Annotated in this window: 11 protein-coding genes; 9 read left to right on the plus strand and 2 right to left on the minus strand. The window is 61.0% G+C overall.

All coding sequences use genetic code 11. The features are described from left to right. Window position 1: 1 nt before the first annotated feature. Window positions 2–1207, minus strand: coding sequence for an ABC transporter substrate-binding protein (locus OSJ75_RS18540; RefSeq protein WP_250019765.1), 1206 nt, complete (start codon window positions 1205–1207; stop codon window positions 2–4). Between the two features lie 287 nt (window positions 1208–1494). Here OSJ75_RS18540 and OSJ75_RS18545 point away from each other — a divergent pair, with 287 nt between their 5' ends. The 4 genes from OSJ75_RS18545 (at window position 1495) to OSJ75_RS18560 (ending at window position 6315) form a co-directional block, all read left to right on the plus strand. Further along, on the plus strand, window positions 1495–2406 hold the full coding sequence (locus tag OSJ75_RS18545; protein WP_250019763.1) for a LysR family transcriptional regulator: 912 nt from the start codon (window positions 1495–1497) through the stop codon (window positions 2404–2406). A gap of 81 nt (window positions 2407–2487) precedes the next feature. Beyond that, entirely contained in the window at window positions 2488–4266 is a 1779-nt protein-coding gene (locus OSJ75_RS18550; RefSeq protein ID WP_267229055.1) for an adenylate/guanylate cyclase domain-containing protein, read from the plus strand. 216 nt (window positions 4267–4482) lie between these two features. Then, window positions 4483–5070, plus strand: coding sequence for an ANTAR domain-containing response regulator (locus OSJ75_RS18555; RefSeq protein WP_267229056.1), 588 nt, complete (start codon window positions 4483–4485; stop codon window positions 5068–5070). Window positions 5071–5076: 6 nt separating this feature from the next. Next, a complete protein-coding gene (locus tag OSJ75_RS18560) occupies window positions 5077–6315 on the plus strand; it encodes a CmpA/NrtA family ABC transporter substrate-binding protein (protein ID WP_267229057.1) in 1239 nt (412 codons plus the stop codon). A 146-nt stretch (window positions 6316–6461) separates the two neighbouring features. Here the strand turns inward: OSJ75_RS18560 and OSJ75_RS18565 are convergent, their stop codons facing one another. Beyond that, window positions 6462–6668, minus strand: coding sequence for a hypothetical protein (locus OSJ75_RS18565; protein WP_252597217.1), 207 nt, complete (start codon window positions 6666–6668; stop codon window positions 6462–6464). Here OSJ75_RS18565 and OSJ75_RS18570 point away from each other — a divergent pair. Genes OSJ75_RS18570 through nirD form a run of 5 tightly spaced genes read left to right on the plus strand, consistent with a single transcriptional unit; the run spans window position 6613 to window position 12413 of the window. Beyond that, entirely contained in the window at window positions 6613–7905 is a 1293-nt protein-coding gene (locus OSJ75_RS18570) for a CmpA/NrtA family ABC transporter substrate-binding protein (protein ID WP_267229058.1), read from the plus strand. The genes OSJ75_RS18565 and OSJ75_RS18570 overlap by 56 nt on opposite strands. A 51-nt stretch (window positions 7906–7956) precedes the next feature. Further along, window positions 7957–8805 (plus strand): nitrate ABC transporter permease, encoded by an 849-nt coding sequence (gene ntrB, locus OSJ75_RS18575; protein WP_371929617.1) that lies wholly within the window; start codon window positions 7957–7959, stop codon window positions 8803–8805. A 9-nt stretch (window positions 8806–8814) separates the two neighbouring features. Further along, a complete protein-coding gene (locus tag OSJ75_RS18580) occupies window positions 8815–9612 on the plus strand; it encodes an ABC transporter ATP-binding protein (protein WP_267229059.1) in 798 nt (265 codons plus the stop codon). 1 nt (window position 9613) lies between these two features. Continuing rightward, window positions 9614–12076, plus strand: coding sequence for a nitrite reductase large subunit NirB (gene nirB / locus OSJ75_RS18585; protein ID WP_267229060.1), 2463 nt, complete (start codon window positions 9614–9616; stop codon window positions 12074–12076). A 4-nt stretch (window positions 12077–12080) separates the two neighbouring features. Next, window positions 12081–12413: a nitrite reductase small subunit NirD gene (nirD, locus tag OSJ75_RS18590; protein ID WP_250019754.1), complete on the plus strand. Its 333-nt coding sequence runs from the start codon at window positions 12081–12083 to the stop codon at window positions 12411–12413. The last annotated feature ends 1 nt before the right edge of the window (window position 12414 follow it).

Genomic DNA, 12414 nt, shown 5'->3' on the forward strand with positions numbered 1-12414 from the left:
GCTACTTCACCAGATCGCAGCCGCTCTTGGCGGGGTCGATATAGGCTTCAGCACCCGGAACCGTGGCGAGCACCTTGTAATAATCCCAGGGCTGCTTGCTTTCGTCCGGCTTCTTCACTTCCATCAGGTAGACATCGCTGATGAGGCGTCCATTGGCGCCGACCTTGGCACCGCGGCCGAAGACGTCATCCACCGGCATTTCATGCATTGCCGCGGCAACCTTTTCGGTCTCGTCCGTGCCTGCCTTCTCGATCGCCTTGAGATATTGCAGGACGCCGGAATAGGTCGCGGCATGGATCATGTTCGGCATGCGGCCCGTGCGGTCGAAGAATTTCTTGCCGAAAGCGCGCGACTCGTCGTCCCGATCCCAATAGAAGCTCTCCGTCAGTGTCAGGCCCTGTGCCGCCTCCAGGCCGAGACCATGGACCTCGGCCAGGGTGAAGAGAAGCGCGGCAAGCCGCTGGCCACCGGCAACGATGCCGAACTCCGCCGCCTGCTTGATGGCATTGGCCGTATCCAGTCCGGCATTGGCGAGGCCGATCACCTTGGCGCCGGACGATTGCGCCTGCAGCAGGAACGAGGAATAATCGGTCGTGGCGAGCGGATGGCGCACGGAGCCGACCACGTTGCCGCCCTTGGATTTGACGAAGGTGCTCGTCTGCTCCTCGAGCGAATAGCCGAACGCATAGTCTGCCGTCAGGAAGAACCAGCTATCGCCACCAGCGCCGACAAGCGCGCCGCCTGTGCCGACCGCCAGAGCATGCGTGTCATAGGCCCAGTGGAAGCCATAGGGTGAACACTGCTTGCCGGTCAGTTCGGCAGTCGCCGCGCCCGTAACCAGGTCTATCTTCTTCTTTTCCTTGGAAATGCCCTGGACTGCGAGGGCCACAGACGAGGTGGTCAACTCCATGATCGAGTCCACCTGCTGCGTGTCGTACCATTGACGCGCAATATTGGCGGCAATGTCCGGCTTGTTCTGATGATCGGCCGAAATGACCTCGATCGGTGCGTCGAGCACCTTGCCGCCAAAATCTTCCGCCGCCATCTTGGCGGCTTCGAACGACCACTTACCGCCGAAGTCCGCATAGACGCCCGACTGATCGTTCAGGATGCCGATCTTGACCTTGCCGTCCGATACTTCCGCGCCCATCGCGGGAATGGCAGTCGCCGCCAGCAGGGCTGCGGTCGCGATGCTCAAAAGCTTCATTCGTATCTCCTCCCAAAGATTAAACTAACCGGCCATCCGGAGGATGATCCGCTACAGCCGATGATGTGATGAAAATCTACACACGCCCATGCGGCTCAGCCGCACCCCGCTTGGTTATTCTCCTCCCTCGATCCGGCCGTTTCCCGATCCGGATAAACCAGCCCATGATCGCCTTGTTTCTCCCGACCGGCAACCATGTTGTTGCAAAAACTGTAGCATTGACAAATAAGTACACAAACACCTAATTTTGCACATATCAAGTACAAAAACGTACAGCAGGGCAGCGCATGCGGCAGTTCACCTGGGACGATTTGCAATACTTCCTGGCGGTGGCGAAGACCGGCCAGCTGACCAATGCAGCGCGAAGGCTGCGCACGAACCACGTCACCGTTTCGCGGCGGATCGACAGGCTCGAAGAAGCTCTCTCGGCGCGGCTGTTCGAGCGCAGTCCGCGGGGCTACATTCTGACGGCGCTTGGAGAGAAACTGATCGAATCCGCCGAGATCATGGAACGGGAAGCCGTGCGGTTCCAGAGCGAGGCGGCAGGCGGAACGGCGGCACTGAGCGGCGTCGTGCGATTGAGCATCCTCGAAGGCATCGCCAATTTCTTCCTGGCGGACCGGTTGCCTCTCATGGCGCAATCCCACCCCTCTCTTTCCATCGAGATGGTAACGATCCAACAGATCGTTTCGCTTTCCCGGCGCGAAGCGGATCTGTCGATCACGCTGAATGCCACGCGGACGGGAAGGTATCATCAGGAGAAGCTGACGCTTTATCGCCTTTTCGTCTACGGGTCGCGGTCCTATCTCGAGCGTCATTCGACTGTCCGGCAGCGTTCGGATCTGTCCACCCATCAGTTCATCGGCTATATCGAGGACATGATCTTCACGCCCGGGCTCGACTATATGCGCGAGATCCTGCCGGGCCTGAGGGCATCCTATCAGAGTTCGAGCATCTTCTCGCAATTGAGCGCCGCGCGATCGGGCTTCGGCCTCTGCATCCTTCCTTACTATATCGCCCGCAACTACCCCGAACTCGTGCCGGTACTACCGAAGCAATTGCATCTCAACCGGGATTACTGGCTGATCTGCCACGAGGATATCGTCAATACACCGCGCATCCGCGTCTTGCGCGAATTCATCAAATCCGAGGTCGAGGGTCAGGCGCCCATGTTCGAAGGCAGACCGCTGCTGACCTGATATCTGTGCCAGGTGTTTGAAATGGACTTGCCGGGCCGACAATCGTAAGCTCGAACGGACCAAACGAGGCGGGGCAAGAGCTTGGACAATGACCGGATAGCGCGGAGACTGGTCGCGATCCTTGCGATCGACATGGTCGGCTATTCGCGCCACATGGAAGTCGACGAATCTGCCACGATCGCACGACTGCGCCACCACCGTCAGGAGATCATGCAGCCGATCATCTCCGGCCGTGACGGGCGCATCGTCAAGACGACCGGGGACGGGCTACTGGTCGAGTTCGGCAGCGTGGTCGATGCCGTGGAAAGCGCCGTCCTCATCCAGCGCGCCGTCGCTGAAGCTGAATCCGGCATGGCCAGGGAGCGGCGCATCCAGTACCGCGCAGGCATCAATATCGGCGATATAGTGGTCGATGGAGACGATATTTTCGGCGACGGGGTCAATATTGCAGCACGAATGGAGGCGCTGGCCGACCCCGGCGGCGTCTCGTTGACGTCGAGCGTTTTCGAGCAGGTGGCCGGGAAAGTCGCGTTCGCCTTCGAGGATCTCGGCGAGTGCCAGGTGAAGAACATCAAGAAGCGCATCCGCGTCTACCGGGTCGTTCTCGAGATCATCGCGGAGCAGCCCAGGGACGACATCACCCGGCCGGCGGCGCCGAAACCCGCGATCGCCGTGCTTCCCTTCCAGGACATGAGCGCCGACAGGGACCAGGAATATTTCGCCGACGGCATCGCCGAAGACATCATCACCGGCCTTGCGCGCCACCAGGGCTTCCTGGTGATCGCACGCAATTCGTCCTTCACCTACAAGGGCGCCCCGGTCGACATCAAGCAGGTGGCCGGTGAACTCGGCGTGCGTTATGTGCTGGAAGGCAGCGTCCGGCGCGGCGGCAACAGGGTTCGGATCACGGCGCAGCTGATCGATGCCGGTTCAGGCAGCCATATATGGGCGGAACAGTTCGACCGGCAGATCGATGATCTGTTCGAGGTTCAGGACGATATCACCGCCAGCATCGTCGGCGTTGTCGCTCCCGAACTGATCGGCGCTGAGATGCAGAGGGCGCGGCAAAAAGACAGCGCCAGCCTGAATGCCTGGGACTGCGTCATGCGGGCCAACTGGCATGCCTGGCGCTTGACGAAGAGCGACTGCGCGCAGGCCAAGGCTTTTGCCCACAAGGCGCTCACGGCCGATCCCAATCTTGCGCGCGCCTATGTCGTGGTCGCAATGTGCTGCATCGACGAGGTGCTCTATGCCTGGACCAACGATCCAGCCGCTACGCTCGGCGACGCCCACGGCATGGCGCGCAAGGCCGTGGAACTCGATGATCGCGACGCCGAAGCGCATATGATCCTTGGTTCCGTGGCGCTGTTCATGCGCCGTTTCGAGGATTCGGGCCGCAGCCTCGACACGGCGATCGGCCTTAATCCCAATCTAGCCTCGGCCCGCATGTGGGGTGGTGGCTATTACGCGCTCACAGGCGATATCGAGCAGGCGCGGCACGCCCTCAAGCTTGCGCTGCGACTCAGTCCGCGCGATCCCGCCAATTATTGGACGTTCGGCTTCTTCGGCATGGCCGAGTTCGTTGGCGGCAATTACGATGCGGCCATAGAATGGGCACGCAAGGCGCTGCATCTGAAGCCGCATTTCCCGACGGCCTGTCGCGTCCTGCTTGCCAGCTACGGCGAACTTGGCCAAAGGGAAAAAGCATCCGAGGCGCTAAGGCACCTCATGTCGTTCGCACCGGAGACGACGATTGAGAGCACGCGCGCCAGCGTTCCATGGAAGCACCAGGAACATGCGGAGCGCTATCTCGCCGCCCTGCGCAAGGGCGGGCTGCCTGAAGCATCGCAATCTCACTAGTGACCCGAATCTGAAGTTCACTACATTATCGCAGCAGCGTCAGATGAACTTCAGATTCGATAAGGTCACTAGCAATTATATGTTTCTAGTGTGGTCTCGGAATTGAAATACGCTCCGGCCCCCTGCCGCCATAGTCAGGCGTATTTCAATTCCACCACACCAGCTGTGGCCGAATGTAGCATTGCATAATTTCTATGCACGCGCAAAATTAAGGCAATGCAACGACCGCTCTCGATCATGGTGTTTGATGAAAACCGCATTCGCGCCTCCATTATCGAGGAAGGCTTGCGCGAAGCGGGTCATGACCATGTCTCTCTCGTCCACGAGATCGACGGTCTTGCGCGCCAGATCGAACGCATACAGCCCGATGTGATCGTCATCGATATCGAAACGCCCAACCGGGACATGCTGGAGCACCTGTTCCAGCTGACCCGTATCGTCCGCAAGCCCATCGCAATGTTCGTGGACCGCTCGGATAGTTCCTCCATCGAAGCTGCGGTGGAGGCCGGTGTGTCGGCCTATGTGGTGGATGGCTTGAGAAAAGAACGGGTCAAGCCGATCCTCGACATGGCGGTCAGCCGCTTTCGCGCCTTCAGCCGCCTGCAGCAGGAGCTTGCCGACGCGAAAACGGCGCTTCAGGAGCGCAAGGTGGTCGAGCGTGCAAAAGGCATATTGATGAAATCGCGGCAACTGACCGAGGAGGAGGCCTATGTACTTCTTCGGCAATCCGCCATGAACGAGAAGAAGAAGTTGTCGGATATCGCGCAAAGCGTGGTCCTCGCGGCGAATCTTCTTGGAGGCTGAACTGGCATGAGCTTCATTCACAAGAGCATCGGTGAGGGCGGGGACAACGCAGGGGTAAAGGCTCATGGGGCGGGCACCCGTCTTGTCCGTGCTGGATTCATCCCGCTCCTCGATTCCGCGGTGCTGATTGCCGCTGCCGAGCTTGGACTGGCCGAGAGGGAAGGGATCCAGCTCGACCTGATCCGCGACGTCTCATGGGCCAATATCCGCGACAGGCTGGCGTTTCGTCAATTCGACGTGGCGCATATGCTTGCACCCATGCCCGTTGCGTCGATGTTGTCCATCGGCACCAATCCATCACCGGTATTGGCGCCGTTCTCGCTCGGGCGCGGCGGCAATGCCATCACCCTGTCGGTAAAGCTCTATCGGCAGATGCAGGCTGCAGCGAACCTTGCTGGCACTGAAGATGCGTTGACCAATGCCGTGGCGCTGCGAGGCGTCATCGATGCCAGGCGCAGCCGCAACGAGCCGCCGCTGGTTCTCGGCATGACCTACCCCTATTCGTCGCATAATTACGAGCTGCGCTACTGGCTGGCGGCCGGGGGTATCGATCCGGATCGTGATGTGAAGCTCGTCGTCGTACCACCGCCGATGACGTCCGATGCGCTCGCAGCTGGAGAAATAGACGGTTTCTGCGTCGGCGCACCGTGGAACATGATCGCCGTCGAACGCGGCGTCGGGCGTATCGTTGCCGTCAAGGGCGATATCTGGCCGTCCAGCCCGGAAAAGATCATTGGTGTCCGGCCGGAATGGGCATCGGCCAATACCGACACGCTGAGCCGCCTCGTCGTGGTGCTCGACCGCGCCGCGGAATGGTGCCATTTGCAGTCCAATCGACGGGAATTGGCGGAGATGCTTTCCGTCCCGCGCTATGTCGACACGCCTGCCGATCTGCTGCACCGCGTTCTGCTAGGGCAGTTCACCATCGACCCTATCGGCACCGAACGAATGGTGCCGGAATATTTCTCTTTCCACGGCGGCGATGCCAATTGTCCGAGGACCGAGCTCGCACAATGGATCTACAGCCAGATGGTGCGCTGGGGCCAGGTCGCGCATTCGCCGGAAAATCTTGAACGCGCTGCCGCGGCGTTCCGACCTGACATCTACCGGACTGCGCTCGGCTTGCCAGCCAATGCAGGCCCGGCCGCAGCGCAGGTAGCGGACCGCTTCATCGATGGAGTAACTTTCGACCCGAGCGATATACCGGCCTATCTGCGCAGCTTTTCCCTTCCCATCAACAAGTGACCTCCCGCCCAAAACTGTATATTTTTTGTGCAATGCACAAGCCGTAGGCATGCCGCGCCGGGCGTGCCAAAACACAGGCGCCAATATTATCCGTTCGATTCCAATCGCTTAACGGTTTTTACCGAGTTGGCACGGACCTTGCATAGCTAATTGCGGATCGTCAACGGAGACGAGCCGAGCGCATCCAGAGATGCGCAATGAGACACAGACGTCGCTAAATCGAGCGTGGCCGGATCAACCGGCGATGCTCTGTTCAGCGGCGTTTTTTCGTTTTTGATCCGGTTGAAGGGGAACCCGATGAATGGAATGCCGAATATAGGGCGACGGAAATTGCTGAAGGCCGGTGGTGCCATGGCTCTGCTGGCGGCGGCGCGGGCAGCCATGCCGGCAGGCGCCTACGCCGCCGGGGCCGGCCCCGAGACCACGAAGGCGGTTCTGGGCTTCATCGCCTTGACCGATGCGTCGCCGCTGATCGTGGCCAAAGAAAAGGGCCTGTTCGCCAAACATGGCATGCCGGATGTCGAAGTCGTCAAGCAGGCGTCATGGGGCACGACGCGAGACAATCTGGTGCTCGGTTCCGAGGGGAACGGCATTGACGGCGCACATATATTGACGCCGATGCCCTACCTCATCAGCGCCGGCAAGGTCACCCAGAACAACCAGCCGCTGCCCATGGTCATCCTGGCGCGGCTTAATCTGGACGCCCAGGGCATCTCCGTCGGCTCGGCCTATAAGGAGCTGGCCGCGGGCACCGATGCGGGCGTTCTCAAGGAGGCCTTCGCTCAGAAGAAAGCAGCCGGCAATCCGGCAAAGGTCGCCATGACCTTCCCCGGCGGCACCCATGATCTCTGGTTGCGTTACTGGCTGGCAGCTGGAGGCATCGATCCGAACAAGGATGTCGAGACGATCGTCGTACCGCCACCGCAGATGGTGGCCAACATGAAGGTCGGCACCATGGACTGCTTCTGCGTTGGCGAACCGTGGAATGCTCAACTGGTCAATCAGGGCATTGGCTATACCGCGGTCAATACCGGCGAATTATGGGGCAAGCATCCGGAGAAATCGCTCGGCATGCGTGCCGATTGGGTCGAAAAGCACCCGAATGCCGCCAAAGCGCTGCTCATGGCGGTCATGGAGGCGCAGCAATGGGCCGACGCACCGGCCAACAAGGACGAACTCGCCGCAATCGTCGGCAAGCGCGCCTGGTTCAATGTTCCACCCAAGGACATCGCCGGGCGGCTCAAGGGCGAATACGACTACGGCTCCGGCAGGGTGGAAGACTCCAGTCCGCATCTCATGAAGTTCTGGCGCGATCACGCCTCCTATCCGTTCCAGAGCCACGACAAATGGTTCCTTACCGAGAACATCCGCTGGGGCAAGTTCGCACCGGATACCGACATCGACGCCCTGGTCGCCCAGGTGAACCGCGAAGACCTCTGGCGGGCGGCAGCGAAGGACCTCGGCGTGGCCGCGGCCGACATTCCGTCCGGCACGTCGCGCGGCGTGGAAACCTTCTTCGACGGCAAGACCTTCGATCCCGGCGATCCGCAGGCCTATCTCGACAGCCTGGCCATAAAGCATCTCGCATAAGGATAGATCATGTCAGCAAGCGAAGCCCCCATCGTCAAGGAAACCAAGCCCATGGCCAAGGTCGTGCCGCTCGCCATTGCGCCGCGCTCGGCCAGGGACACCAACCCCTTCCTCAAATGGATCGCCAATCTCGGCTCGCATATCCTGCCGCCGGTGATAACGCTCCTGTTTCTCCTGGTCCTTTGGGAGATCATCTGCTCTTCGCCGGACGCCAGCGTGCCGCCGCCGTCGCGGGTGGTCGCAGAGACCTGGGAGCTGATCGTCGATCCGTTCTATGTCGGCCAGGGCGTCGATCAGGGCTTGTTCTGGCACGTCCTCGCCAGCCTCAAGCGCGTCGCGCTCGGCTACAGCCTGGCCGCGGCAGCGGGGATCGCGCTTGGCGCACTGGTCGGCCGCAGCGAATGGGCCATGCGCGGGCTCGACCCGATCTTCCAGGTGCTGCGCACCGTGCCACCGCTCGCATGGCTGCCGCTGTCGCTCGCCGCGTTCAAGGATGGCAATCCGTCGGCCATCTTCGTGATCTTCATCACGGCGATCTGGCCGATCATCATCAATACCGCCGTCGGCATACGCAATATTCCGCAGGATTATCAGAATGTGGCGCGCGTGCTGCGGCTCAATCAGTTCGAATATTTCACCCGGATCATGCTGCCCGCCGCTGCGCCCTATATTTTCACCGGCCTGCGGATCGGCATCGGGCTGTCGTGGCTCGCCATCGTGGCTGCAGAAATGCTGATCGGTGGTGTCGGGATCGGCTTCTTCATCTGGGATGCCTGGAACTCCTCGCGCATGAGCGACATCATCCTGGCCCTCGTTTATGTGGGCGTCGTCGGCTTCCTGCTCGACCGCGCCATCGCCGCCATCGCCAGAATAGTCACCCGCAATACGGCAAGCAACTGAGGGATCGCCATGTCAAAATCATATCTCGCACTCGAACAGATCGACATGGTGTTCAGCAGGGACGGCACGAGCACGCAGGTGCTGAAGCAGGTATCGCTGAACATCGACAAGGGCGAGTTCATCTCCATCATCGGCCATTCCGGCTGTGGGAAATCGACCCTGCTGAACATTGTTGCCGGCCTGACCCAGGCGACGCGCGGCGTCGTGTTCCTTGAGGGCTCGGTCGTCGACCTGCCGGGGCCGGATCGGGCTGTCGTCTTCCAGAACCATTCGCTGCTGCCATGGCTGACAGTCTACGAGAATGTGAAACTCGCCGTCGACAAGGTGTTCGGGCGCACCAAATCGCGCCAGGAACGCCATGACTGGACCATCCGCAACCTTGAACTCGTGCAGATGGTCCATGCACGCGACAAGCGCCCATCGGAAATATCCGGAGGGATGAAGCAGCGCGTCGGCATTGCCCGGGCGCTGGCGATGGAACCCAAGGTGCTGCTGCTCGACGAACCCTTTGGCGCACTGGATGCCCTGACCCGCGCGCATCTCCAGGACCAGGTGATGCAGATTCATGCGGAACTCGCCAATACGGTGATCATGATCACCCATGATGTCGACGAGGCCGTCCTGCTCTCCGACCGCATCGTCATGATGACCAACGGGCCCTCCGCCAGGATAGGCGAAGTTCTCGACGTTCCGCTGGAGCGGCCGCGCCGGCGGGTCGAGCTGGTCTCGGATCCGACCTATCTCCGCTGCCGGTCGGGCGTGCTGAAATTCCTCTACGAACGCCACCGCCTGATGGAGGCTGCTTGATATGTCCAATAGCAAGAAACAGAAACTGGTGGTCATCGGCAATGGCATGGCGCCCGGCCGTGCGCTCGAGCATCTGCTGGAACAGGCACCCGACGCCTATGAGATCACCATCTTCAACGCCGAACCGCGGGTCAATTACGATCGCATCATGCTGTCGCCGGTGCTTTCCGGTGAGAAGGAATTCGAGGAGATCGTCATTCACGGCGATGGCTGGTACATCAAGCACGGCATAATGCTGTACAAGGGCCACAAGGTGGTCCAGATCGATCGCGTCGCCAAGACTGTCACGTCCGATGCCGGCACGACGGAATCCTATGACAAGCTGCTGATCGCCACCGGCTCGGTTCCCTTCATTCTGCCTGTTCCCGGCAACAATCTTCCCGGCGTGCTCACCTACCGTGACCTCGACGACGTCAACGCGATGCTTCTGGCGGCGCAATCGCGCAATCGCGCAATCGTCATCGGCGGTGGGTTGCTCGGGCTGGAAGCCGCCGCCGGCCTCAAGTCGCGCGGCATGGACGTCACCGTCCTGCACATCATGCCGTCACTGATGGAGCGGCAGCTGGACCCCGCCGCCGGATACCTGCTCGAACAGGCGGTGGAGCAGCGCGGCATCAAGGTCCGCACCAAGGCCAGTACCAAGGAGATCGTCGGCGCCGGTAAGGTGGAAGGCGTTCTTCTGGCCGATGGCACGCTATTGCCTGCCGACCTCGTGGTCATGGCAGCCGGCATCCGTCCCAATGCCTCATTGGCCAAGGAGGCGGGGCTCGACGTCAATCGCGGTATCCTGACGGATACGGGCATGCGCACGTCCGATCCCGACATCTTCTCTGTCGGCGAGTGCGCGGAAGTCGGCGGACAATGCTACGGCCTGGTCGCGCCGCTCTACGAGATGGCCCGCGTGGCCGCGGCGCAATTGTCCGGCGACGCGAGCGCCGCCTTCGTCCACAGCGAAACGCCGACAAAGCTCAAGGTCACGGGTATCAATCTCTTCTCCGTCGGCGATCTGGCGGAGGGGGAGGACCGCCAGGAAATCGTGCTGAGGGATGCTTCCGCCGGCGTCTACAAGCGCCTTGTATTGAAGGAAAACCGCATCATCGGCACCGTTCTTTATGGCGAGACGTCGGACGGAGCATGGTTCCACGACCTGACCAAGAAGAAGACGGATATTTCGGAGATGCGCGAAACGCTCATCTTCGGGCAATCCTACCAGGGAGGATCGCCGCTGGACCCTATGGCGGCCGTTGCAGCATTACCAGATGACGCAGAGATCTGCGGTTGCAACGGCGTCTGCAAGAGCAGGATTACCGATGCGATCACAGGCAAGGCCCTGACCTCGCTGGACGATGTGCGCGCCCACACCAAGGCCTCCGCCTCATGCGGCAGCTGCACCGGCCTGGTCGAGCAACTTCTGGCACTGACGCTTGGCGATAGCTACAATCCTGCTGCGGTCACGCCGATGTGCAGTTGCACCGATCTCGGCCATGATGATGTCCGCCGCCTGATCAAGGCCAAGAAGCTCAAGACCATTCCAGCCGTCATGCAGGAACTGGAGTGGAAGACCTCATGCGGCTGCGCCAAGTGCCGGCCCGCGCTCAACTACTATCTGGTGGCCGATTGGCCGGATGAATATGCGGACGACTACCAGTCGCGTTTCATCAATGAACGTGTCCACGCCAATATCCAGAAGGACGGGACCTATTCCGTCGTACCCAGAATGTGGGGCGGCATGACCAGCTCCAAGGAATTGCGCGCGATCGCCGACGTCGTCGACAAGTTCGAGATTCCGGCCGTGAAGGTGACGGGCGGCCAGCGTATCGACATGCTCGGCATCAGGAAGGAGGACCTGCCGGCCGTCTGGGCGGATCTCGGCAAGGCGGGGTTCGTCTCGGGGCAGGCCTATGCCAAGGGCCTCCGCACCGTCAAGACCTGTGTCGGCACCGATTGGTGCCGGTTCGGCACGCAGGATTCCACCGGCCTCGGCATAAGGATCGAGAAGTTCATGTGGGGGTCGTGGACGCCGGCCAAGGTGAAGATGGCGGTCTCCGGCTGCCCGCGCAACTGCGCCGAGGCGACGTGCAAGGATGTCGGCATCGTCTGCGTCGATTCCGGCTACGAGATTCATTTCGCCGGTGCCGCCGGGCTCGACATCAAGGGCACGGAAGTGCTCGGCCTCGTCAAGACCGAGGACGAAGCCCTCGAACATGTCGTGGCGTTGACGCAGATGTACCGCGAGCAGGCGCGCTACCTCGAACGCATCTACAAATGGGCGAAGCGGGTCGGCATCGAGGAAATCCGCCGGCAGATCATGAACGATGCGGACAAGCGCAAGGCCTTCTTCGAGCGCTTCGTCTTCAGCCAGAAATTCGCGCAGGTCGATCCCTGGTCCGAGCGGGTTTCGGGCGTCGACAAGCACGAATTCCAGCCCATGGCGACAGTCGGCTACCAGCATGCAGCGGAGTGACATTATGACGAACTGGACTCCCATCGGCTCGATCAACGACATTCCCCGCCGCGGCGCGCGCTGCGTCATGACCCCGCAAGGAAAGATCGCCGTCTTCCGGACGATGGAAGATCGCGTCTTCGCCATCGACGATCATTGCCCGCACAAGGGCGGACCGCTCAGCCAGGGCATAGTGCATGGCGCGGCAGTCACATGCCCGCTGCACAATTGGGTGATCTCGCTCGAAACCGGCAAGGCACTCGGCGCCGACGAGGGCAGCGTCAGGACGATCGATATCAAGCTTGAAGGAGATCGCATCCTGGCGCGGCTGGAACCGCTGGCCGTGGCGGCAGAATAGC

It is taken from the genome of Phyllobacterium sp. 0TCS1.6A (genome assembly GCF_026420825.1).
Taxonomy (GTDB): Bacteria; Pseudomonadota; Alphaproteobacteria; order Rhizobiales; family Rhizobiaceae; genus Phyllobacterium.

Excerpts from the sequence above, each read along its gene's own strand:
- OSJ75_RS18540 (WP_250019765.1), bottom strand. The coding sequence starts at position 1,207 with ATGAAGCTTTTGAGCATCGCGACCGCAGCCCTGCTGGCGGCGACTGCC.
- OSJ75_RS18580 (WP_267229059.1), top strand. The coding sequence starts at position 8,815 with ATGTCAAAATCATATCTCGCACTCGAACAGATCGACATGGTGTTCAGC.
- OSJ75_RS18570 (WP_267229058.1), top strand. The coding sequence starts at position 6,613 with ATGAATGGAATGCCGAATATAGGGCGACGGAAATTGCTGAAGGCCGGT.
- OSJ75_RS18565 (WP_252597217.1), bottom strand. The coding sequence starts at position 6,668 with ATGGCACCACCGGCCTTCAGCAATTTCCGTCGCCCTATATTCGGCATT.
- ntrB (WP_371929617.1), top strand. The coding sequence starts at position 7,957 with ATGGCCAAGGTCGTGCCGCTCGCCATTGCGCCGCGCTCGGCCAGGGAC.
- OSJ75_RS18545 (WP_250019763.1), top strand. The coding sequence starts at position 1,495 with ATGCGGCAGTTCACCTGGGACGATTTGCAATACTTCCTGGCGGTGGCG.
- OSJ75_RS18555 (WP_267229056.1), top strand. The coding sequence starts at position 4,483 with ATGCAACGACCGCTCTCGATCATGGTGTTTGATGAAAACCGCATTCGC.
- OSJ75_RS18560 (WP_267229057.1), top strand. The coding sequence starts at position 5,077 with ATGAGCTTCATTCACAAGAGCATCGGTGAGGGCGGGGACAACGCAGGG.
- nirB (WP_267229060.1), top strand. The coding sequence starts at position 9,614 with ATGTCCAATAGCAAGAAACAGAAACTGGTGGTCATCGGCAATGGCATG.
- nirD (WP_250019754.1), top strand. The coding sequence starts at position 12,081 with ATGACGAACTGGACTCCCATCGGCTCGATCAACGACATTCCCCGCCGC.